The 22,852-nt window shown below is 46.0% G+C and carries 27 protein-coding genes; 23 read left to right on the forward strand and 4 right to left on the reverse strand.

Annotation, left to right across the window (positions count from 1 at the left end):
• The first annotated feature begins 31 nt into the window (after window positions 1-31).
• The 18 genes from METLIM_RS13340 to hisB all read left to right on the forward strand — a co-directional run bounded on the left by METLIM_RS13340 (window position 32) and on the right by hisB (window position 14,675).
• On the forward strand, window positions 32-1,048 hold the full coding sequence (locus METLIM_RS13340) for an ABC transporter substrate-binding protein (protein WP_004079266.1): 1,017 nt from the start codon (window positions 32-34) through the stop codon (window positions 1,046-1,048).
• A gap of 133 nt (window positions 1,049-1,181) precedes the next feature.
• Window positions 1,182-1,979: an ABC transporter permease gene (locus tag METLIM_RS13345; RefSeq protein WP_004079268.1), complete on the forward strand. Its 798-nt coding sequence runs from the start codon at window positions 1,182-1,184 to the stop codon at window positions 1,977-1,979.
• Complete coding sequence (locus METLIM_RS13350) at window positions 1,980-2,747, forward strand: ABC transporter ATP-binding protein (protein ID WP_004079270.1); 768 nt, start codon at window positions 1,980-1,982, stop codon at window positions 2,745-2,747.
• 73 nt (window positions 2,748-2,820) lie between these two features.
• Window positions 2,821-3,333: a 50S ribosomal protein L16 gene (locus METLIM_RS13355; RefSeq protein ID WP_004079272.1), complete on the forward strand. Its 513-nt coding sequence runs from the start codon at window positions 2,821-2,823 to the stop codon at window positions 3,331-3,333.
• A 161-nt stretch (window positions 3,334-3,494) separates the two neighbouring features.
• Window positions 3,495-3,662, forward strand: coding sequence for a hypothetical protein (locus METLIM_RS16785; RefSeq protein WP_004079273.1), 168 nt, complete (start codon window positions 3,495-3,497; stop codon window positions 3,660-3,662).
• Between the two features lie 226 nt (window positions 3,663-3,888).
• Window positions 3,889-4,710: a fumarate hydratase gene (locus tag METLIM_RS13360; protein WP_004079275.1), complete on the forward strand. Its 822-nt coding sequence runs from the start codon at window positions 3,889-3,891 to the stop codon at window positions 4,708-4,710.
• Window positions 4,710-5,264: a FumA C-terminus/TtdB family hydratase beta subunit gene (locus METLIM_RS13365; RefSeq protein WP_004079276.1), complete on the forward strand. Its 555-nt coding sequence runs from the start codon at window positions 4,710-4,712 to the stop codon at window positions 5,262-5,264. The genes METLIM_RS13360 and METLIM_RS13365 overlap by 1 nt, the downstream gene beginning before the upstream one ends.
• A 258-nt stretch (window positions 5,265-5,522) precedes the next feature.
• Window positions 5,523-5,795: a 4Fe-4S dicluster domain-containing protein gene (locus METLIM_RS13370; protein WP_004079277.1), complete on the forward strand. Its 273-nt coding sequence runs from the start codon at window positions 5,523-5,525 to the stop codon at window positions 5,793-5,795.
• Window positions 5,792-6,892 carry a 2-oxoacid:acceptor oxidoreductase subunit alpha gene (locus METLIM_RS13375; protein ID WP_004079278.1) on the forward strand — a complete coding sequence of 367 codons (1,101 nt, stop codon included), beginning with the start codon at window positions 5,792-5,794 and terminating at the stop codon, window positions 6,890-6,892. The genes METLIM_RS13370 and METLIM_RS13375 overlap by 4 nt, the downstream gene beginning before the upstream one ends.
• The gene (locus METLIM_RS13380; RefSeq protein ID WP_004079279.1) at window positions 6,889-7,686 is read left to right on the forward strand and encodes a thiamine pyrophosphate-dependent enzyme; all 798 of its coding nucleotides are present in this window, start codon (window positions 6,889-6,891) and stop codon (window positions 7,684-7,686) included. Before METLIM_RS13375 ends, METLIM_RS13380 begins: the two co-directional genes overlap by 4 nt.
• The gene (locus METLIM_RS13385; RefSeq protein WP_004079280.1) at window positions 7,683-8,225 is read left to right on the forward strand and encodes a 2-oxoacid:ferredoxin oxidoreductase subunit gamma; all 543 of its coding nucleotides are present in this window, start codon (window positions 7,683-7,685) and stop codon (window positions 8,223-8,225) included. Before METLIM_RS13380 ends, METLIM_RS13385 begins: the two co-directional genes overlap by 4 nt.
• Complete coding sequence (sucC, locus tag METLIM_RS13390) at window positions 8,222-9,310, forward strand: ADP-forming succinate--CoA ligase subunit beta (protein WP_004079281.1); 1,089 nt, start codon at window positions 8,222-8,224, stop codon at window positions 9,308-9,310. Before METLIM_RS13385 ends, sucC begins: the two co-directional genes overlap by 4 nt.
• Complete coding sequence (gene sucD, locus METLIM_RS13395) at window positions 9,307-10,173, forward strand: succinate--CoA ligase subunit alpha (protein WP_004079282.1); 867 nt, start codon at window positions 9,307-9,309, stop codon at window positions 10,171-10,173. Before sucC ends, sucD begins: the two co-directional genes overlap by 4 nt.
• 117 nt (window positions 10,174-10,290) lie before the next feature.
• A complete protein-coding gene (locus METLIM_RS13400) occupies window positions 10,291-11,070 on the forward strand; it encodes a DNA integrity scanning protein DisA nucleotide-binding domain protein (RefSeq protein ID WP_245543546.1) in 780 nt (259 codons plus the stop codon).
• Between the two features lie 200 nt (window positions 11,071-11,270).
• Window positions 11,271-12,476 carry a methionine adenosyltransferase gene (locus METLIM_RS13405; protein ID WP_004079284.1) on the forward strand — a complete coding sequence of 402 codons (1,206 nt, stop codon included), beginning with the start codon at window positions 11,271-11,273 and terminating at the stop codon, window positions 12,474-12,476.
• Between the two features lie 21 nt (window positions 12,477-12,497).
• Window positions 12,498-13,382, forward strand: a complete 885-nt coding sequence (gene hisG, locus METLIM_RS13410) for an ATP phosphoribosyltransferase (protein ID WP_004079285.1) — start codon at window positions 12,498-12,500, stop codon at window positions 13,380-13,382.
• A 7-nt stretch (window positions 13,383-13,389) separates the two neighbouring features.
• Window positions 13,390-14,100, forward strand: coding sequence for a 1-(5-phosphoribosyl)-5-[(5-phosphoribosylamino)methylideneamino]imidazole-4-carboxamide isomerase (hisA, locus tag METLIM_RS13415; protein ID WP_004079287.1), 711 nt, complete (start codon window positions 13,390-13,392; stop codon window positions 14,098-14,100).
• Window positions 14,097-14,675, forward strand: coding sequence for an imidazoleglycerol-phosphate dehydratase HisB (gene hisB, locus METLIM_RS13420; RefSeq protein WP_004079289.1), 579 nt, complete (start codon window positions 14,097-14,099; stop codon window positions 14,673-14,675). The genes hisA and hisB overlap by 4 nt, the downstream gene beginning before the upstream one ends.
• 302 nt (window positions 14,676-14,977) lie before the next feature.
• On the opposite strand, the gene METLIM_RS13425 is transcribed toward hisB, so the two are convergent.
• The 3 genes from METLIM_RS13425 to METLIM_RS13435 all read right to left on the reverse strand — a co-directional run bounded on the left by METLIM_RS13425 (window position 14,978) and on the right by METLIM_RS13435 (window position 17,130).
• A complete protein-coding gene (locus tag METLIM_RS13425; RefSeq protein WP_004079291.1) occupies window positions 14,978-15,184 on the reverse strand; it encodes a histone family protein in 207 nt (68 codons plus the stop codon).
• Between the two features lie 194 nt (window positions 15,185-15,378).
• Entirely contained in the window at window positions 15,379-16,113 is a 735-nt protein-coding gene (mtxX, locus tag METLIM_RS13430; RefSeq protein WP_004079293.1) for a methanogenesis marker protein Mmp4/MtxX, read from the reverse strand.
• 12 nt (window positions 16,114-16,125) lie between these two features.
• Window positions 16,126-17,130 (reverse strand): methanogenesis marker 2 protein, encoded by a 1,005-nt coding sequence (locus tag METLIM_RS13435; protein ID WP_004079295.1) that lies wholly within the window; start codon window positions 17,128-17,130, stop codon window positions 16,126-16,128.
• A gap of 128 nt (window positions 17,131-17,258) precedes the next feature.
• On the opposite strand from METLIM_RS13435, the gene METLIM_RS13440 reads away from it, so the two are divergent.
• A complete protein-coding gene (locus METLIM_RS13440; protein WP_004079297.1) occupies window positions 17,259-18,752 on the forward strand; it encodes a replication factor C large subunit in 1,494 nt (497 codons plus the stop codon).
• A 12-nt stretch (window positions 18,753-18,764) separates the two neighbouring features.
• Here METLIM_RS13440 and METLIM_RS13445 read toward each other — a convergent pair whose 3' ends face one another.
• Window positions 18,765-19,157 carry a UPF0146 family protein gene (locus tag METLIM_RS13445; protein WP_004079300.1) on the reverse strand — a complete coding sequence of 131 codons (393 nt, stop codon included), beginning with the start codon at window positions 19,155-19,157 and terminating at the stop codon, window positions 18,765-18,767.
• Window positions 19,158-19,178: 21 nt separating this feature from the next.
• On the opposite strand from METLIM_RS13445, the gene METLIM_RS13450 reads away from it, so the two are divergent.
• From METLIM_RS13450 to METLIM_RS13470, 4 genes are all read left to right on the forward strand, one after another.
• On the forward strand, window positions 19,179-19,730 hold the full coding sequence (locus tag METLIM_RS13450) for an archaemetzincin family Zn-dependent metalloprotease (protein ID WP_004079301.1): 552 nt from the start codon (window positions 19,179-19,181) through the stop codon (window positions 19,728-19,730).
• A 155-nt stretch (window positions 19,731-19,885) separates the two neighbouring features.
• The gene (locus tag METLIM_RS13455; protein ID WP_004079303.1) at window positions 19,886-21,193 is read left to right on the forward strand and encodes a hypothetical protein; all 1,308 of its coding nucleotides are present in this window, start codon (window positions 19,886-19,888) and stop codon (window positions 21,191-21,193) included.
• A gap of 209 nt (window positions 21,194-21,402) precedes the next feature.
• Window positions 21,403-22,233 carry a transglutaminase-like domain-containing protein gene (locus METLIM_RS13465; protein ID WP_004079305.1) on the forward strand — a complete coding sequence of 277 codons (831 nt, stop codon included), beginning with the start codon at window positions 21,403-21,405 and terminating at the stop codon, window positions 22,231-22,233.
• Window positions 22,223-22,810 carry a hypothetical protein gene (locus METLIM_RS13470; RefSeq protein ID WP_004079307.1) on the forward strand — a complete coding sequence of 196 codons (588 nt, stop codon included), beginning with the start codon at window positions 22,223-22,225 and terminating at the stop codon, window positions 22,808-22,810. The genes METLIM_RS13465 and METLIM_RS13470 overlap by 11 nt, the downstream gene beginning before the upstream one ends.
• Window positions 22,811-22,852 lie beyond the last annotated feature (42 nt).

Genomic DNA, 22,852 nt, shown 5'->3' on the forward strand with positions numbered 1-22,852 from the left:
CTATAGAACTCCATCAGGAGAGGTTAAAGGTATGAAAAAAATTGCAGGATTAATATTACTGGCACTGATTTCATTATCGCTTGTGCTTACAGCAGGATGTACAGGCACAGATGAAACACCGGCAGGAACAGAAAAAACAGCAAAAAGTCTGAATTTCGGTTACCAGCCAAGCACACACCAGATAGCCTATATGGCAGCAATGGAGAAGGGATGGTGGAGTGAGAACCTCGCACCATTCGGATACACCACCGACAGGAACAAAAACGAATTCCAGTTCCCTACAGGCGCACCGGAGATGCAGTCAATGATTGCAGGAGACATTGATGTCGCATACGTTGGCGCAGCACCGGTCATATCCGCACTTGCAACCGGACTTGACGGAAAGATCGTCGCCGCAGTACAGACACAGGGATCTGCACTCGTTGTCGGCAATGACATTGCATATGAAAAACCCGAAGACTTAAAGGGACACACAATTGCAACATTCCCATCCGGAACAATCCAGGATACACTACTCAGGGGATGGCTCAGGGATAACGGCATTGATGATGAAAAAGATGTTGACATACGCCCGATGGGTCCCGGAGATGCAATCACTGCAATAACCGCAGGACAGATCGATGCAGTATTCCTTCCGGCACCCTCACCGACAATCATTGAAAATGACGGCGCAGGCAGAATTGTAGTTAATTCCGGTGAAATGATGAAAGATCACCCATGCTGCGTACTTGTAGTCAGCGGAAAGATGATAAGGGAAAACCCGGACGCAGTTGTGGAAATTGTAAAGACCCACATTAAGGCTACAGATTATATCAGAGCCAACAAAGATGAGGCTGCTGAGATCTATTCAGGCTACACAAAGAACACAGTTGAAACAGTCAAAGATTCGTTCAGCAACTGGGACGGGGAATGGGTATCTGATCCAAATATCATCACCGGAGGAGTGATGGACTACGTCAAAACACAGGCAGAACTTGGATATATCGAGAAAGAACTGACACAGGACGAAATATTCGACCTTTCATTCTACGAAAAGGCAACTGCCTGAAGAAGTCTGACAATCAGACAAATATTTTTTTTATTCCCTCAGCACAAATATCTGGGAAAAGTGTTTTTTGTGCATCACTGCCACATATACAGTTATACTGATGCACCCCGCCGCTAACGGATAGGTTTTAAAAATGAAAATTAAGAAGAAATTAACCAGTAAAAAACTGCTCCTTCCGGTTGGGACTATAATTGCTGTAATACTCATATGGCAGGCCTTTGCCGTATTTATTGTAGGCAACAAATTTTTCCTCCCGTCCTTTACCGACGTCCTTGAAGCCCTTTATATGACGATCTTCGGTCCGAAAGGAACCCTGTTTAAAGACTTCCTCTACAGTATGCTCCATTTCTTCATAGGAATGATTGCGGCATTGCTTGTCGGAATTCCGGTAGGGATACTCATGGGATGGTTCAGGGACGCAGACTCTGCATTAAACCCGATAATTGAGATATTAAGGCCGATACCTCCGCTCGCATGGATTCCTTTTGCAATAATCTGGTTTGGCCTGACAGATGTTGCCGCGGGATTCATAATCTTCATAGGCGCCGTATTTCCGATAATGATCAATACATATACGGGATTTCGTAATGTTCCAAAAGTGTTTATTGAAGCCGGAAAAGTTCTCGGCTGCACGAAAGACATACCACTCATCAGAAAGATCGCATTCCCTTCGGCAGTGCCGTCAATAATTTCCGGGGTCAGAATCGCTATGGGCGTTGGGTGGATGTGCCTTGTTGCAGCGGAAATATTCGGTGCAGGGAGCGGAAAATACGGCCTTGGAAAGAACCTCTGGACATACTACAACCTCCACCAGATGCCAAGCGTTGTTGTATATATGCTTGTTTTAGGTTTTATCGGTCTTGTTATTGATCTTCTCTTCAGGTATTATGTCAACCGGGAGATGCTGAAATGGATGGAGGAGGGGATGTAAATGGCATTTTTATCAGTAAAAGACCTCAATAAAAAATTCTCAAAGGAGGGAGCAAAACCTCTTACCGCACTTGACAGCATAAACCTCGATATCGAAAAAGAGGAGTTCATATCCCTTGTAGGGCCATCAGGATGCGGAAAGACGACGCTTCTCAGGATAATTGCCGGACTTGAAGAACCTACTTCAGGGGAGATCCTCCTTGAGGGCAATGAGATAAGGGGGCCCGACCCTGAAAGGGGAATGGTCTTTCAGGAGTATTCTCTCTTCCCGTGGCTGAACATAATTGACAATATCGCATTCGGCCTGGAGATGAAAGGTATCGGAAAAGAAGAGAGAAGAAAGGCTGCCGCTGAATATATTGACATTGTAAATCTTAAGGGATTTGAGAACTCCTACCCGCATGAACTGTCAGGAGGCATGAGGCAGAGAGTTGCCATTGCAAGGGCACTTGCAAACGCGCCAAAACTTCTCCTGATGGATGAACCCTTCGGCGCCCTTGATGCACAGACGAGGAACAGGATGCAGAATGAACTTCTGGACATACATGAAAAGACCAGAAAGACGGTAATATTTGTAACGCACAGTGTTGATGAGGCAGTTTACCTCTCAGACAGAGTGGTTGTCCTCAGCACAAGACCAGGAAGAATCAGGGAAATAATTGAGATCGATCTTCCGGAAGGTAAGAAAAGAGAGAGAACTGATCCGGAATTTATCAGGCTGAGAAAGTATATACTCTCACTTATCAGCGATAACCCGCAGGATCAATAATGTACATAGTTAATTTTATTATGATACATCCCCATTTTTTATAGCACATTTAGTTATTCAGGAGTATTCAGCAATGGTTCGAAAACCCGCAAAAATGTACAGGGCAATCTCCAAGAGAGCATATACGAGGCGCGAGTATATGGGTGGTGTGCCCGGATCAAAGGTAGTCCAGTTCGATATGGGCAATACAAAAGCAGAGTTCCCAGTAAGAGTATCAATAATTGCTGATGAATCATGCCAGATTCAGCACAAGGCTCTTGAAGCAGCACGTATGTCAGTTAACCGTAAACTTCAGAAAGAGATTGGAAGGATGAACTATCATTTCAAGCTCAGAACATACCCACACCAGGTTCTCCGTGAGAACAAGCAGGCAACAGGTGCAGGTGCGGACCGTGTTTCTGAAGGTATGAGATCGGCATTCGGAAAAGCAGTAGGCACAGCAGCACGTGTACAGTCAGGACAGAAAGTCTTCACAATCTACACAACCGATGCAATGGCTGAGAAAGCCAAGAAGAGTCTCAGGACTGCCGGGTACAAACTCCCGACACCAACGAGAATTGTAATCGAAAGACCTGCTGAAGCCTGAATTCAGGGATAATATTAACAAATATTTCTTTTTATCCCAAATTATAATAATTCAGAATAATTCAGACCGCCGTTGCAGGAACTAATTTCTAAGGGTCATATATTCCAAAAGGGAATGCAGATATACCGAAAATTAATAAATAAAGTTATTCGGGAATCTCTGTGAAGAAAGAAAAATCTACTTCAGGCCTGCTATTTCTGGCAACGGTGGTTCTTTTAATCGTATTTGATCTTCTTATTTTCATCTCATACGCATACGTCTTTGACGGAGTAACGGATACCGGAGTCCGGAACCCGGCAGAAGATTCAGATCAGGATAAAAAAACCTGACATTGTCTTTTTTTAAAGAACCTGAAATTCTTCCGGGTGCAATAATCCTCATAATTGCAGCATTATTTATTCTGCTGATACTGAGGCACATACAGATTATTTAAATCCTGCAATCCGGAGCTCAGAACCCGGAGTGCAGTATATCCGCTTTTTCCGGAAGTTATCTCAGGAGAGCAGCACCACATATATTTTAACGAAAATATTACATAATCTGTGAAGTGTCACCATGAATAATTTAAAGGAGAATATCGCATCCGCAACAGAAGAGGCGATACATGAGGCAGAGGTCAGACTTCCGGACGACTTCCTGCGTGCAATGAACGCTGCAATAGAGAAAGAATCTAATCCTGTCGCAAAGGCGGAGTACAGAAACATTCTGGACAATATCAGGCAGGCAGAAGAGATGGACATTCCAATATGCCAGGATACCGGGATGCACATCTTCTACGTTACAATACCGGAAGGGTTTGAAGACCGGGAAATAATCCATGAAGGGATTAAAGAGGGCCTGTTAAGAGCAAATTCAGGCGTCCCGCTCAGACCAAACGCAGTCGATCCCATAACCAGAAAAAATTCCGGAGACAATACAGGTGCCGGCTTTCCGGCAGTGCATATAAAAACGGGAGAAAAATTCACCATAACCGCCATGCCAAAGGGCGGCGGCAGCGAGAACTCATCAAGACTTGCCATGATGCTGCCGTCAGAAGTTAAGAATATTAAGAAATTCGTTGCCGAAACTATGCTCCTTGCAGGGGGTAAACCCTGCCCTCCGGTTGTACTGGGAGTTGGCATAGGCAGCACCTTTGACGGTGTTGCATCGCTTGCAAAAGAGGCACTGCTCATGCCCGTAGATGAGATGGACGAATACGAGCAGGAGTTATGCGATGCAGTAAATGAACTCGGCATCGGCCCGATGGGGCTTGGCGGAGACATTACGGCTATTGCAGTCAAGGTAAAAAAAGAGCACTGCCATACGGCATCACTGCCTGTGGCTGTCAATGTCCAGTGCTGGGTCTGCCGGCGGGCAACTGTTGAGGTGAATCTCTGATGAATGAAGACAAACAGGCAGTCAGGCTCAAAACACCCCTTGGTGAAGAAGTGCTGAACCTTAAAGCCGGAGATCACGTTCTTCTCTCAGGTACAATATATACAGCAAGGGATGAGGCACATCTTGAGATGATAGAGGACGGCATTCCTTTTAACCCGGAAGGTGCTGTAATCTATCACTGCGGCCCGGTAATTCAGGACAATAAAATAATAGCCGCGGGCCCGACAACTTCTGCACGTATGAACAATATCTGCTCATTCCTGCCGGAAAACGGTGTCCGGGCATTCATCGGCAAAGGCGGCATGAGTGATGAAGTATCAGAAGCTCTAAGAGGCAGGGGCGTTTATCTCGCATTCACAGGCGGCTGTGCCGCACTTGCAGCATCAAAAATGGAGCTTAAGGGAGTGTACTTTGAGGAACTCGGAATGGCAGAGGCTGTCTGGATAATAGAAATAAAAGATCTGCCACTTACTGTTGCAATGGATTCAGAAGGCGGCAACCTCTACAGGGATGTAAGGGCAGTTGCAGAGGAGAAATTCAGCGGGCGCTTTTAGAACCACACAGATTTTGTGGACATCTGCCTTTTTCTTCTCCGGGATAAAAAAAAGATAAATTTTTTTTTTAAGAACCGGGCATAAAACCAATAATTATCCACCATACGGAATTAAAGCAAAAATAAGGACTTAAAATCGATAAAAACAGAAGAGGCGCAGAGCATATTTCCCGGCGGAAATATGAAAATTCAGGATATATTTAGTAGTTTTACTGATAAATGATATAAACAACTATACACGGATTACCGGTTGATACCGATGAAACTTATAATTGATGAAACCCGCTGCAAGGGTTGCAACCTCTGCACGACAGTATGCCCCTACAGCATTTTTACAGAAGGAAAAAAGCTAAACGAGAGGGGAATAGTTGTGCCTGTGCTTGACAGGCCGCAGAGGTGCACAAACTGCAGGCTGAGGAATCTATATAACCGGCAGCTCTGCGGAGTATGCCAGCTCATATGCCCGGATCAGGCAATATCCTGGATTGAGGATAAGGATGATCCAAAGGTGAGGGTGGTGATTGAATATTGACGCGTACTGTATTTATGCAGGGGAATTATGCCTCTGCTGAAGGAGCAATCGCTGCCGGATGTGACTTTTTCGGCGGTTATCCGATAACACCATCGACAGAAGTTGCTGAACAGATGGCACTGCGCCTTCCGAAGATGAACAGGACATTTATCCAGATGGAAGATGAGATTGCCAGCATATCCGCGGTAATCGGCGCATCATGGACAGGTGCAAGGGCAATGACAGCAACCAGCGGCCCCGGATTCTCCCTCATGATGGAGAACCTCGGATACGCCGTCATGACCGAGACCCCGCTTGTCGTGGTCAATATCCAGAGAGGCGGCCCTTCAACAGGACAGCCAACAATGTCGGCACAGGGTGACATGATGCAGTGCAGATATGGCTCCCATGGCGATTATTCAATAATCGCACTCACACCGTCAACTGTTCAGGAGATGTTTGACCTCACTGTAAAAGCTTTCAATCTTGCCGACCGTTTCAGATGCCCGGTATTCCTGATGTCAGACGAGACGATCGGGCACATGAGAGAGAAGATCACCATCCCTGACTCTGTGGAGATTATCCGGAGAAAACCGTTGAAGGAAGGCATGCTTCCTTTTGAACCGGAAGAAGACGGAGTGCCGGGATTTCCGGAATTCGGGAAAGGCTACAGGACCCATGTGACAGGACTGACCCACAATATGAAAGGGTATCCTGACGCCACAGACTGTGAAGTCCATGCAAACCTTGTAAAAAGGCTTAACAGCAAGATTGAATCCAAAAAAGTGGAGATTGCAGACTTTGACTTAGTCAACTCATCTGCTGAGATTGTCTTTGTCACATACGGCCCCGCCACACGAACGGTCAGGCAGCTGATGAAGGACAGAAGCGACATCCTGATAGGTCATCTCAACATGAGAATGGTCTGGCCATTCCCGGACCATGCACTCGCTGAATTTTCCAATGCAAAAGTCTTCATAGTCCCGGAGATGAACCTCGGACAGATCGCAGGCGAGGTGAAGAAGAGCACAGATGTGCCGGTAATATCTGTTCCAAAGATCGGCGGTGAGATGCACACACCCACAGAACTCATGAATGTAATGGAGGACTTCCTTTGAGCAGTGACATAAACGACTGGCTCCGTCAGGACAGGCTCCCTCACATATACTGCACAGGGTGCGGAAACGGCACTGTCATAAACTGCACGCTAAGCGCCGTCACACAGATGGGATGGGAGATAGACGATACAGTGTTTGTATCCGGAATCGGATGCTCATCACGTGCTCCGGGATATATATCCACAGATTCCCTGCATACAACCCACGGGCGTGCACTTGCCTTTGCAACCGGAGTTAAGATGGCAAAACCTGAACTGAATGTGGTTGTATTCACAGGTGACGGAGATCTCTCCGCAATAGGCGGAAACCACTTCATTCATGCCTGCCGGAGAAATATCGACATGACAGTCATCTGCATAAACAATATGATCTACGGCATGACAGGCGGTCAGGGAAGTCCCTGTACACCGGAAGGAAAGTTCTCTTCCACAACGCCATACGGCGCCCATGAACCTGCCTTTGACCTCGCAGAACTCGCTGCTGCGGCGGGGGCCAACTACTCTGCACGCTGGACAGCTTACCACGTAAAACAGCTCACAGATGCGATAAAAACCGGGCTTGAAAAACCAGGGTTCTCATTCATCGAGTCTATGACACAGTGTCCCACCTCATACGGCAGAAGAAACAAACTCAGAACCGCATCGGATATGATCGAATATATGAGAACAAATGCACTCCTGCTTTCAAAAAAGAGAAGAATGGAAGAGAGGGGGGAGGAAATTCCGGCAGAAAAATTCACAGTCGGTGAGTTTGTAAACCGGAATAAACCTGCAATGGGGGTGCCGGATAAATGAGACATGAAGTTCTCTTTTCAGGATTCGGGGGACAGGGAATTATACTGTCCGCTGTAATTCTCGGAAAAGCTGCGGCGATATATGACGGTAAATTTGCAGTCCAGACACAGGTGTACGGCCCTGAAGCAAGGGGCGGAGCCTCCATGAGTGCAGACATCATCGATGACGAGGAGATATTATACCCGAAGGTGAGCAGTCCGGATATTTACGTAATTATGTCACAGCAGGGATATGAAAAATACGGGACAGAAGCAGAGCAGACGGACTGCATGCTCATCGACTCAGGACTGGTCTTCTCACGCCCGGAGTGTAAATACTTCGAGATACCTGCAACCGAAGAAGCCAAGAACAGTCTGGGCAGACCGATTGTTGCAAATATCATAATGCTCGGCAGTCTTGTCGCGGCAACAGGTGTTGTGAGCAGAGAGGCAATTGAGATGGCAGTGCTCGACAGCGTACCCAAAGGGACCGAACAGCTCAACTTAAAGGCACTGAATGCAGGATTTGAATTAATAGACAAAGGAGGAGTTCTCGATTGAAACTGCTTGAATACGAAGCCAAAGATATTTTCAGGGAATATAACATTCCGGTAGCGAAGGGATACACTGTAAAGAGTGCCGGCGGGATAGACGGACGTGAGAAGGACTTTGGAGATGAGGTCGTCTTAAAGGCCCAGATTGATGTCGGAGGAAGGGGCAAGGCCGGCGGAATCATCATCACAAAAACCGGTGATGTCATGCAGGAGGCCTCCAGACTCTTTGCAAAGGAGATCAAAGGAATTCCGGTTGATAAGATACTCATTGAGGAGAAACTTCCGATCTTAAAGGAATATTACGTCAGTATTACAATTGACCGTGCAAAGAAAATGCCGGTCATCCTCTTCTCCTCAGACGGCGGTGTCGAAATAGAGGAGACCGCAAAGAAAAACCCTGACGCAATCCAGACCGTAAGAATCACTCCGATTCTCCATGAAATTCCGGATTTTATGATGAGAAGGCTCTTAAAGGACGCACCAAAGGAGTTAGCACCGGCAATAAACTCACTGTACAGGGTATTTTGTGAGAAAGATGCACTGCTGGCAGAGATAAATCCTCTGGTAGTCACTGAAAAAGGAGTCTATGCCGCGGACGCAAAGCTTGTAATAGATGACAATGCCCTCTACAGGCAGGGCATAAAGGTAAACCGCGACCTTACGGACCGGGAGAGAAGGGCAGAAGAGTTCGGATTCTCATATGTCGAGCTGGAAGGTTCAATCGGAGTTATAGGAAACGGTGCCGGGCTTACGATGTCCACCCTTGACCTAATCGAATACTACGGCGGAAAGGCAGCAAACTTCCTCGATGTCGGAGGAGGGGCGGCACGCGACAGAGTACGCAATGCAGTACAGCTTGTATCCGAAATGCCGGGTGTGAAGGTCATAGTCGTAAACCTCCTCGGAGGCATTACAAGATGTGATGAAGTCGCCGCCGGAATAATTGATGCAGGCGTGCCTCAGAAGGTGATCGTCCGCCTTGCCGGAACAAATGAGCATGCCGGAAAAGAGATGTTAAAAGAGAAGGGGTACGATATGCTCGACACCATGGAAGATGTCGTAAAAACCGCTGTGGAGGTTGCAGAAGAATGATATACGGAGATAAGAAGACCCCTGTGATAGTCCAGGGTGCAACCGGAAAGCAGGGTGCATTCCACATTGACCTCATGAACCGCTACGCCGATGAAGTAGGAGGAAGAGGGGTTGTTGCAGGAGTTACACCCGGAAAGGGCGGACAGGAAGTGAACGGAGTTCCGGTGTACAACTCAGTACGGGAGGCCCTGACAGAGCATGATGCAGAGGTGAGCGTACTCTTTGTGCCGGCGTTCGCAGCCGGAGATTCGATCATGGAAGCGGCATACAACGGCATAGAGACTGTCGTTGCAATCACAGAGCATATACCGGTCCATGACGCCATGTGTGCAATATCATATGCAAAGATGGAAGGGTGCAGTGTAATCGGGCCAAACTGTCCCGGCATTCTCTCACCCGGAGAGATCAAACTTGGCATAATGCCCGCACACCTTGCAATGCCCGGAAATACAGGCATCATCTCAAGAAGCGGAACACTCACCTACGAGGTTGTCAGTGAACTCTCAAGGGCAGGCATAGGCCAGAGCAGCATTGTGGGCATCGGTGGCGACCCTGTAATCGGCCAGACATTTGTCGATGTCCTTGAGAGATTTGAGAAAGACCGGCAGACAAAGGCAGTAGTTCTCATCGGTGAAGTGGGAGGCAATCTTGAGGAGGAGGGTGCATCGTACACCAGCCTGCCGATTGTTGCATACATTGCAGGAGTATCCGCACCGCCTGAGAAGAGAATGGGGCATGCAGGTGCAATCGTTGCCGGAGGAGAGGATGACGCAAAATCAAAGATCAGGCGTCTTGAGGACATAGGGATTACGATTGCCAAAAAGCCCTCAGATATTCCCGAACTGATTGAAGAGATGATCTGAAGCCCGGATGGTTTTGGACAAAAAACAAATTACCCGGAAAATATTATACCCGCGAATACCGGCATCTTAAAGGAGAGGATAAAAACGGCTGAAAACTGCACAGAGAAAGCTATGGTGATGATGAAAAGCGCAGAGAAGATTGCAGAGGAGATAGGAGCAAAAGCGATAGTCTCCTTCATGAGAGATATTGAATTTGAATCTGAAATTCCGGTAATAAAAGTAGAGGACCTCCAGCTTGACGTCTTAAAAGACCTGACAATGCACGACATCCTTGAAATTTCTGAGAAGCATCTTCATGATGCCGCTGTTCAGATATATCTCCTCAAAAATTTTGCAGAAGGACAGGTAGTTGCAGTATTCCCCTACGCCCTTGTGATATATGACATCGATCAGGGGAAAAATTTCATCGACCTGAAATCCTTTGAAGACCTGATACCCCGTGAAATAATGTCGGCCGTCCTCAGGCTCGCACTCAATATCGCGATTGAGGGACGTGAAGGAAGACCCATCGGCACAGCATTTATCATGGGTGACCCGGAGAAGATACTTGCTCATTCATACCAGGCGATAATCAACCCGTATAAAGGTCAGGTGGAAGAGGACTGCGATATAAAAAACGAGAACAACTGGGAGAGCATCAAGGAGATTGCACAGATAGACGGAGTCTTTGTAATTAATGAAACAGGGCATGTTGTCTCAGCCGGAAGATACCTCAATATAAATACCGCCTCAAATAATCTTCCCGGAGGGATGGGAGGACGGCACCTTGCCACTGCGGCGATAACACTTGATATCCCGGTTATCGGGGTGACAGTCTCTGAATCCGGAGGAGTTGTCAGGGTATTCCGTGACGGGAAATGCGCAATAACCATCAGATCTGATGTCAGAATCAGATAGCCCGGACAAAAACCACAAAAACCACAATAATAATATTATTATTGCCTACAATAATTCTTTCACTTTTTTCACCGGAATTTTAGAGAGAATATACCTGTCTGTCTCATAAAATTACTGACAATCATAAATGTCGTGAGAAAATATATTTATACAATAATTACTAAATTTTAGAATATTATATAGGAGATTGAGAATTCAATATGCCAAGAAATATTTCAGTAGAGCGACTGACACAGACACCAATTGAAAAGCAGCAGATCGAGATTGCCGAGAGAAAGTGCATCGGACATCCTGACAGTATTGCAGACGGAATTGCAGAGGCTGTATCAAAGGCACTCTCAAAAGCGTACCTCGAAGAGTGCGATGCAGTCCTTCACCACAACACTGACCAGGGTGAGATCGTTGCCGGAGAATCTATGCCGAAGTTCGGCGGCGGAGATATACTCAGGCCGGTCTATGTGCTCCTGACAGGACGCGCAACAAAGAACTATGAAGGCAAGAGCATCCCGACCGATTCAATAGCACTGAAAGCTGCACGCGATTACATCAAAGAGACTCTCCGGTTTATTGACATGGACAGTGACGTAATTGTTGACTGCCGCATGGGTGTCGGATCATCAGACTTAAGGGACGTATTTAAAGCCTGCAACAACAACCCAATCCCGCATGCAAACGATACATCATTTGGTATAGGTCACGCCCCCTTCAGTGACCTTGAAAAAATAATTCTCAATGTAAGCGAGCACATTGACGGAAATGTCAGGCCAAAAAAGCCAGTTATAGGCACAGACATTAAGATCATGGGACTCAGGGAGAAAGATGACATCTCACTTACACTATGTGTGCCGATGGTAGACAGATTCTGCTCCGGAATGGATGATTACAACGAAGCAAAGGCATTCATGGTTGAGGAAGTCCGGAAAGTCGCATCCGCTTCCACAGACAGAAAGGTAAACGTATTCGTAAATACCGGCGACAACCCTGAAAACGGCAGCATCTTCCTTACAGTGACCGGAACTTCAGCCGAGATGGGTGATGACGGAAGTGTCGGCAGAGGAAACCGCTGCAACGGACTTATCACACCACAGCGCCCGATGAGCATGGAAGCCACAAGCGGCAAAAATCCAATCAACCACATAGGAAAGATATACAACCTTCTTTCAACAGAGATCGCAAAGGAATGTGTTGCAAAGGTTGACGGGATTGATGACCTCTACATCAGGCTGCTCTCACAGATCGGAAAGCCGATCGATCAGCCGCTTGTTGCAAGCGCACAATATATCTACAACGGCGACGGCAGCGAATCTGTAATTGAGAAGGAGATTAACGCAATAATTGACGATAATCTTGCTGACATCAGAACAATTACCGAGCGCGTCATACGCGGTGAATTAAAGACATTCTAATTACAAACTCTTTTTTGATCTATGAATACAAGGCAAACAGAGAAGAGAATTCTCCGTCTTGCAATTCCAAACAAAGGCAGAATTGCAGACCCAATCATTGAACTCATCGAGGACAGCGGACTGATTCTGCAAAACAGCGTCAGCAGAAAGCTGATTACCGGGACATCAGACCCTGCAATAGAAGTCCTGTTTGCGCGTCCGGTTGACATCCCGGCCTATGTAGCAAGCGGTGCGGCAGACCTTGGTATTACCGGCAGGGATATGGTTATGGAGAGAGGTGCAGATGTCGAAGAACTTATGGACCTTAAATCCGGAAAGGCAACCCTTGTGATCGCCGTCCCTGAGGACTCAGATATAGCAGATGTAAGAGATCTCGACGGCAAAAAGATTGCAACTGAATTTCCGGGGATATGCGAGAGATATTTCAGGGATGAAAAACTAAGCGTCTCAATTGTATCTGTCGGCGGAGCATGCGAAGCGGCACCATACCTTGGAATCGCCGATGCAATCGTTGACCTCTCAAGTTCAGGCAACACAATAAGGACGAACAACCTGAGGGTTATCTCGGAAATTTTAGTCTCAACAACAATACTCATAGCAAACAGGGATGCACAGAAGATCTACAGTGAAAAGATAGCTGAATTCTGCCTTGCAATTGAGAGTGTAATGCGTGCAAAGGGTAAGAAGTACCTGATGATGAATGTCCACAGAGAGGCGCTTGAAGCTGTCAGAAATGTCCTGCCCGGACTTTCAGGGCCGACGGTTATGGATGTGGCCTCAGAGGACAATCTGGTGGCTGTGCATGCCGTTGTATCGGAAGATCATCTGTATGGTCTTGTCAGCAGCCTGAAAAACGCAGGTGCAAGAGACATCCTTGTTGTCCCTATCGAAAGAATGATCAGGTGATTTGACCGTGAAGATATTTCCTGCAGTTGATATCCTGGGCGGGCAGTGCGTTCAGCTTGTGCAGGGCAGAAAGGAGAGTTCCAGAAGATACGGTGACCCTCTGAAGTGTGCATCCGGGTGGATAGAAGAGGGTGCCGACTGCCTGCACATCATAAACCTCGACGGCGCATTCGGTGATGCCGGGAAGAATGCAGGGATCATCAGGGAAATAATTGATGAGACCGGAGTCTTCATTCAGCTCGGAGGCGGCATCAGAAGCATCACAGATGCCTCAGGATGGCTGAATACCGGTGTGGACAGAGTTATCATAGGGACAATGGCAGTAAAGGAACCTGAGACTGTCAGAACCCTTGCCGATGAGTGGGGCAGTGAGAGAATCTGTGCCGGAGTGGACGCTAAGGACGGGCAGGTCGTCGTTAAGGGATGGGAAGAGTCTGCGGGTGACTACCTCTCATGGGCAGAAAAATTTGAGGAACTCGGAGCCGGGTCACTGCTCTATACCAATGTTGATGTTGAAGGCCTTGAGAGAGGCATATCGTCAGAACCTGTCCGTGACCTCATATCAAAGACAAAAATTCCGGTGATAGCCTCCGGCGGTGTGACCTCAACCGAAGATGTAAAGGTTTTGTATGACATGGGTGCAGGAGGAGTTGTCCTCGGGTCTGCACTTTACAGTGGTAAGATTAACTTTAAGGATGCACTGGAAGTGATAAGATGAGAAAGGCTGAAGTTAAAAGAGAGACCTCTGAAACGGAAATATCCGTAACCTTTGACCCTGACGGAAGCGGTTCTGTCAGCTCAGATACGGGAATTCCGTTTCTGGACCACATGATAAATGCCATGGGAAAGCATGGCGGTTTTGATCTGGATATAAAGGCCAAAGGGGACCTTGAGATCGACTGCCACCACACGATGGAGGACATCGGAATCGTACTGGGGCTTGCAGTCCGGAAATCTGCCGGAGAGAAGAGAGGCATTAAGAGGTTTGCACATACAGCAGTCCCTATGGACGAGGCAATAGCCCATGTTACGCTTGACTTCGGCGGGCGCTTCTACCTTGTCATGAAAGGTGAATTTTCCGGCAGGGACATCTCATCCATACCCCCGGATATGTTTGAGCACTTCTTCTACAGCCTCTGCTCAAACGCAGGAATAACGGCCCACATTACATTTGAAGGTAAAAACGACCATCACATATGTGAAGCGATCTTTAAAGCCTTTGGAGTGGCTCTGGGCGACTCTGTGAGGATTGTGGAAGGAAAAGGCGTCCCAAGCACAAAGGGTGTCCTGTAAAAAATTATTTTACACGCAAAGGAAATTATAAACTAAATTATTTTTTCAGCAGAACAGTTCAGGCGTAATGCCCGGCACTGAATATTCTTATCGCCCACAAATTTACATTTTCTGTTTAAGGACCAGAAATTGCGGATACATTCCTGTAAAACATCCGGGCAGCATGAGAAGAGACGGCATCTTCATTTAAGCGAAGGATACAGTGACAGTATTTGCCGGCATCAGAAAAGATCTGCGGGCAATACCTAGGAAAATTTACGAAAACAGTTCGGAATATAATTTACTTTTTTAAAAAGAAGGTTTCAGGCATTTACTGCCATATCAACATCTTCCTTCTTGATTGTCTTGCGTCCTGCATGCTGAGCATACTTTGCTGCCTCTGTTGTCAGAGTTGCAATGTACTCTTCTGCTGCGTCAACAATTGCCTGTGCTGCATCTGAACCGACTCTTTCTGCGCCGTGTTTCTTTGCAATTCTTACTACTGCTGCAATAGGTAGATCATTAGCCATTAGAATTCAACCTCAAATGAAAGTATATCGGCAGCTATAAAAACCTTTTGGGATTAAACCGTGATTTCAACCTATTTCCATGAAAAATAGATTTAAACACGATAAATTGGATTTTATTAATAACACACCAAGATCACAAAAATAACCACATAATGACGCCAGAATAGAAAAATAAAGACATTTGCGAGCCAAAACTATTCTGAGAGCGCTGAAGCGAGCAAAATGGCATTGGAATAATCTGGAGAGGCGCGCGAAGTATCCACAAATATTCTGTCGAGATTTACCACAGGTGCTCCATGTGCAAATCCGCCTCCAATCATGGTAAGTGTACGGAATATCAGGTTTCCGGAGATGCCGTCCGGAGCTATAATAATTCCATGATCTTTTATGGCATCCTCGATAAGAATCTCGCAGTGATCTGAACCTGTAATCTTTGCCGCAAGTTCGGCATCTGCAAGGGAACGGTCCACCGCTGTGTGCCTTCCGGCATCACCATAGCGCCCTCCGGAAAGTATCGCCACATTATCACTGATCCCGAACTTAGGGGCTATTTTACGTGAAAAATTTACAAAATCTATCTTTTCCCTGACAGTCCACCCCTCATCAACACCTACAGGTGCAAGAATAAACCGCCTGCCCCCCGGAGTTTCAAGAAATGCAACCCTCTTAAGTGAACAGCAGCCGGAAATTTCTTTTAAATACCCAAGAGTATGATTTGCCGGGAGTGTACCACGTACAGCCGCAGATATTTTACCGCTGTACAAATCCTGAATCATAGCCTCCCAGGGTTTTTCACAGACAAAAGTATCACAGGAAGCATCAGATGCCCCCAAACTATAAACCCTTACATCAAAACTTTTGGAAGCCAGTTTTGAGACCTGCCCAAAGACCTTACCCCCGTCATCCCCTGCCCCTATACCAATGATCACAAAAAATGCCTCTCACTCAAAATATAAGCCCATAATACCTTCTTTACTAAGGTCAAAGACAGAAGTTTCCTTATTGTGATATTTTATAGTAAGATTTGACGTATCGTCGATATAACCAATATCCGCAGCGTCCATACCGGCGGCTCTGAAGAGTGAGATAATCTCATCCACGCACTCTTCTTTTGCAGTCAGAATAAAACCCATTCCGGGATACATCCTGACCCAGTGTGAGAACGGAATATCAAGTGCTGACAGGTCAGGCCTTGGAATCCTTGAAAGCTCAATTACAGCACCTTTCCTGCTTGTCTCAAGAAGCATCCCCAGAGTACCGATTACACCGGGGTTGCTGATGTCCTTTCCGGCAGTTACAAGATGCCTCTTCCCAAGCTCCTGCATCACACCGATCTGCGAGCGAAGCTCCTCAGGTGACCTGAGTGTTGCAGAATCCCAGTTGAGAGCACAGGAAGGATGGATACGTCCGTCAAGATCAAAAGCAGCGATTACCCTGTCACCCGCGCAGGCGGTATGGGAACAGATGGCGTCACTGATCTTCACAATGCCCATTATTGCCACATCAATTGCTGAAAAATCTGTATCCGGGTGGAGATGCCCGCCTACAACCGGCACTCCGAATTTCGAGGAAGCATCCGACATTCCCCTCAGCACTTCATGGCAGATCTTCTCATCCTCTACAGAGAGAATATCAACCATAGCAAGAGGTTTACCGCCCATTGCCGCAATATCATGAACATTTACAAGAACAGAACAGAAACCTGCCCAGTATGGGTCTGCCTGCATAAGCATGCTCCATATACCGTCTGCCGCAAGTAAGAGGCCGTCCTCACCATTACGGATAAGGGCCGCATCCTCTCCGAAAGAGACAACCACATCCTCCGATTTAAAATTAAAAGCGTGGACTATCTCACCTATTGCATGTTTTCTTCTCACGCCCGCATATTCGCGGATTGTTTTTGCTATATTATCTGTGGAACAGTTCTCCTCCACAATGAACACCATCCTGACCTATATTTTAACCTTTTATAAAATAAGATGTCTGATTCTTTCTCTGGAACAGTATGCCTGCCCCATCAGGACGGCACCAGATATTTTTACAACATGAAAACCATAAATAACTGTACTGTTCTATGCTTGACTGGGTTGAAAAATACAGGCCGAAAACTCTGAAGGATATCGTTGGAAACCGGAGTGCTGTCCGCCAGATGGTCGAATGGGCCAGAAAATGGGAGTCCGGAAAAGAGCCGCTTCTACTCTACGGAAAGCCGGGTATAGGTAAGACCTCTGCTGCATATGCCCTTGCAAATGATATGGAGTGGGAGATGCTTGAGCTTAACGCAAGCGATCAGCGTACAAAATCAATAATCGAAAAGGTAGCCGGAAGCTGTGCAACGACTATGAGCCTCTCCGGTGCAGAGAGAAAATTACTCCTCTTCGATGAAGCTGACAATCTTCACGGCAGTGCTGACAAAGGCGGAGCAAGAGCCATCCTGGATATAATCAAAATCTCAAAACAGCCGATAATACTAATTGCAAATGACAGCTACGGCATTGCAAAGGAGTTAAAATCGGTCTGCGAACAGGTCCAGTTCAGGGCGCTGACGGCAAAAACCATCTCTGACCATCTGCGGGACATATGCTCACTTGAAGACCTGAAATGCAGTGAATCAACCCTGGCCGAAATTGCCGAAGGGTCAGGCGGGGATATGAGATCTGCCCTGAATAAGCTTTATGCGGCAAGCCTTGGTGAAGATACATTAAGAGAAGCAGCAGTGAGTACTGCATCAAAGGACGAGCGTGCCTCGATATTTGATCTTGTCGGATCAGTGCTGAAATCAAGGGAAGATCAGAGACTTATGCAGCTCTCGGCCGAAATTTCAGAGACTCCTGATGTTATGTCACAGTGGATAGAGGAAGGCGCTTCTTACATTCAGAATGAGAAGAAGAGAGCACAAGCTTACCATTACCTCTCTCAATCTGACATCTACATAGGCAGAACATTCAGCAGGCAGTACTATACCCTCTGGAGATATGCATCTGCACTAATGCTTATTGGTACGGCATATGCAGCAGAAGGGGAAGGAATATCAGCAAGGATAATGCCCCCTTCAAGATGGAGAAAGATGGCCGGCGCAAGAAAGCAGAAAAGTATCAGAAATTCGGTCTTCAACAACCTCTCGGAGAAATACCATATGCCGGCAGATACACTTCGGGATGATTATATAAATCTGATATCAGTCCTGATTGAGGACAATCCAGCCGGATTTGCAAGAGAGACAGGATTTGACAGGGATGAACTGGACTTCTTCCTCCATGATAAAAAAAAGTCGGCAGATATTATAAAAGAGATAAAAAAAGAGGAGAAAGAGCGGGAAAAATCCGAAAAGGCTTCAAAGAAGAGGGAAGTTTCAAAGAAAGAACCGGCAAAGAAAACGGACGAGACTCCGCCAGTAAAAGACCAGAAAACCCTTGAAGCAGCATTTCAGAACAGATCCGGTGATGAAAAGAGCACGGAGAGCAAAACAGAGAACAGGCCACCAGGTAAAGAAAAAGAAACGGATAACGGATTAAACGGCAAAGATAAAAAGAAAGCCGCACAGGCCACACTCTTTGACGGATTTTAAAAATATCTTTTTTCAGCGATATTTATGCAGAATAACACCGCAGTCAATAATTTCACCGCCATCTCTGTAGATCTCACATCCGAGATGATAGACTATCAGATCAGAATCCGTCTGATCGGCAATTGAGATAAGAGACGGGACCATCTCCACTCCGGGGCGCACAGAATAGATAACCTCTCTGCCTACATAGAGGGAGAGATTCGGCGAATATATATCGTCACAGTGAAACTCAATACCGTAATCTTCAGCAATATTCCGGATGTCAACCGCTGAAACATCAACACCCTTCTCTTTTAGTGCTGCTGCCACATCAGGATTTCTGCCAATCCCGATTTCAACCGCAGAAGTGTAGTTATCTGATAGATAATCTGCAATTTTTGCTTCAATATCCTTATAGCAAACCATAACGTATATAATACTCTGAATATGGGAATTCTTATCTTTTGGGATAATGACGTGGAAAGGGGAATAAGAGAGTCTGCCGAGAAGATGATATCAGTTATACTGGATATGCCTGTAAACTCACAGGAGAATCCAGTCATGCTCAGAGGATATGACCGGACGAGGAACCAGAATGATGCCAGCAGAATTCTGGGTGACATGCAGGATTTTTATACACGCAGAATGGGATGCGGCAACTCCATACTGATAGTTACCGGAAAAGATCTCTACATACAGGGCCGGGATTTTGTATTTGGACTTGCAAGACCGGGAGTAAACGTATCAATAGTCTCAAATGCCAGGCTGAGAAACAGCTGGTACGGGCGGCAGGACAATGCAGACGATATGACTGACAGACTTGTTAAGGAAGGAACACATGAATTATGCCACTGCATGGGTCTTGACCACTGTGAAGATCCGGAGTGCATCATGTACTGCCCGCAGACGCTTGACGAACTTGACAGGAAAAAAAAGACACTCTGTGAAAAATGCTCCCAGGAGTTAAATATCTACAGATTTTCAGATTTGGCTGATTAAAACTCTGCGCCGGAGGGCTGAAATGCCCATATTGCTCCGGGAACTGCATTTCTGAAACGGCAGATGAAAGATTGGCGGAAGATATAATTCATGCCCGACTGCAAAAATTACCGGAATAAAAAACAATAATAAATCATATGGAGATATTTAACTGAATGGACTCCAGAAGGCTGGATATAATTGCACTCATTTCTGCGCTTGCAATAGTCGTTGCAATATCTTTTATACTGAATATGCCAGCCGGAGAGACCACCGGTTCTGAAAATAAGGAGGATTTTACAGAAATCTATGCCTATGTACAGGAGGCACTGCATAGTATCATGCCTTCTGACGGCAGTGATGAGCAGGGAAAGGCAACCACCGACTATTCAGCCGGCACAACTGAACTTTCACGATACAGAAGTGATACAGGATTTATATCTGCCAGTGAAAAGAAAGAGATGAACGGCAGAAAAGTATCATGGGCGATGGACTACTATACACCTTCTGTCAGAAATGCGGCAAACAGAATGATACCTGAAGAGCACGGCGGTGTCTTTACAATAGAGCAGGTATGCGACATCTGGGACGGACTACAGGAAAAATGGACAAAGGAGAGTTCCGGAGGAATAACAGATATCCAGCCGGCAAGCAGAACGGTCCATATCGGCTATTCAGGAGATGATGCTGATTTTGCCATTACAATGGCCTCATTTATAAAAGCAATAGGCGGTGAGGCAAGAATACGCACAGCCTGGAGTCCGGAACTGGGCGAGCATACATATGCTGAATTATTTCTGGGAGACAACAGCATATTAAGCCGGAAAGTTATTAACAATCAGAAATATGCTGCATTCAGGGCGAATAATTCATTTATATATGACTATGACCCCTCCGGCCTTACAGTAATGAGATACAGGTACAGTGTAATAGGGGTGAACAACCCGCCTGCTGAGATAGGAGGGGTAACCGGACCTGATGGAAATACCGCCAGCATACCGCCGGACAGCACCAATAATGCACTATTTGACCTCATTAATGTAGGTGCCGATGATACCATTACAGCAGCGGTGACCACCGGCACAGATACAAGAGATAATGACAGACCTGTTGAATATTCACATCCTCTTCTGACAATAATGAACGAACCGGAGAAATACGGTGAGATATGCTACAGGTATCCTGAACTGATCAATTATCTTCTTCTGTTCCCGGAGATAAATACGGCAGACTTTGAACTTATGTATATTCAGGTCAGGTACGGAGAGAAGGATGAAAACTACCACGGGGACAGAGATGTCAGGGATGTCGCCTATACATACAATTACGAGAAGGACGGTTCAAAAACGTACTGGATGAAGATGGACTACAACGGGAGATACCCCGGAGATGTATTATATCCTGATTCAGGCACTTCAACTGTATATTATTCTGACGGAACATGGGATAACCTCAGGGTAAATGATATGCCAGGTCCGCCATAACCTGAAAATCACCGGAAAAAACAATAAAAAGCACAATAAAAAGCACAATAAAAAGCACAATAAAAAGCACAATAAAAAGCACAATAAAAAGCACAATAAAAAGCACAATAAAAAGCACAATAAAAAGCACAATAAAAAGCACAATAAAAAGCAGAAATTTCCGGAAATCATCCGTGCCTGACTAAAAAAAATAAAGAGAGAGAAGACTGATGGATCAAAAAAAAGGACTGATAACACTGATTGCACTCGCCGCAGGAGTAATAATTGTCTCACTCATTTTTTTTCAGACGGCAGAAGGTGCATTATCAAATCCCTATCCTTACGATGAGAGTACCAAAGCCACATATACCGATTACAACACCCAAAAAGCTGCAATGTACAGGGACGCACTCCAGACAGGCGATCCACAGATAAAAAAATTTACTCAGATTAGAGTAAAACCCCGGAATTCAGACGGCCCTGACATTGCAAAGATCTGTGACCTCTGGGATTATACAAATAACGAATGGACCATTGTCAGTGACCCGCGCGGGCCTGAATTCATATCTCCGGTTACTGAAACGGCAAAGGCAGACCTGCACGGCGACTGCGATGATTTTTCAGTCTTTCTCTCAGGAATGATTAACTCCCTTGGCATTGATACCAGAATCGCCAGTGTTGACAATACCGGTATAAATCCCGGCCACGCATATCCGGAGGTATATATAGGAGACAGTGAATCTGACATCAGAACCACAGGAGAATATATCAGGCAGAGATATGACTGTGTAAATGTATATTTCTCATCATCATATGATGGAAATAAAGCAGGATACTGGCTGAATCTCGACTGGAAAATTGGCATTCCGCCACCTGAGGGTTACTTTATCTACGGGAAATCCAGCCTGGTACATGACATTTACCATCCCGGAGGAGAGTATTACAGCCCGGAAAAAACAGTAGTATATTTCTATCCTGACGGGGAGTGGAAGAAGGAATCAAAGCAGATTGTCTATTTTGGTAAGACTAAATTCGGGGAGCCGGAGATATATGGAATATAAACAGTTTTTTTTGCTGGGAATCATACTCTTTGCCCTCATACTCATTCCGGGGTGTTCTGAAGAGGATAACTGCGGACCGCTCATATCAGATATAGATAATCTCGAAAAAGCTGCCGATGACAGACTGAAAACACTTGACCTGTCAGATGCAGGAGACGGAATTACAGTTGCGCAGACTGATGCCTCAAAAGAGCAGTACTACGGGGCCCTGAATATAATATTCAGCATGAAAGATATGGGGTGCATGGATGTATTCATCTACAACAACAGGCTACGGTACCTTCAGCTGAAGTACGACACTCTTGATGTGTACCAGTCTGTAAACGAACTTGAAGAGAGAACAGCAGTCATTTTTGCATCCGGACCTTCAGAATTTAAAAAAGAAATCTCAGATATATTGACCGGCGCCGATACTCTGGACAAAAGAGCGGAGTATCTTGGATATATGGCAGATGAGATCAACAAAAAGGCCCTGAGCGAAGAGAGCCAGGAGATAATTCCGGTGATAAAAAAAGGCCTTGAATTACAGCAGTCAAGGCTCAGGCAGATATCCGGACATCTTCTGCCATACAGGTAATATAGTTATCACCCGGATTTTTCCGGCACTTACGGAATATAA

This window comes from Methanoplanus limicola DSM 2279, assembly GCF_000243255.1.
GTDB lineage: Archaea > Halobacteriota > Methanomicrobia > Methanomicrobiales > Methanomicrobiaceae > Methanoplanus > Methanoplanus limicola.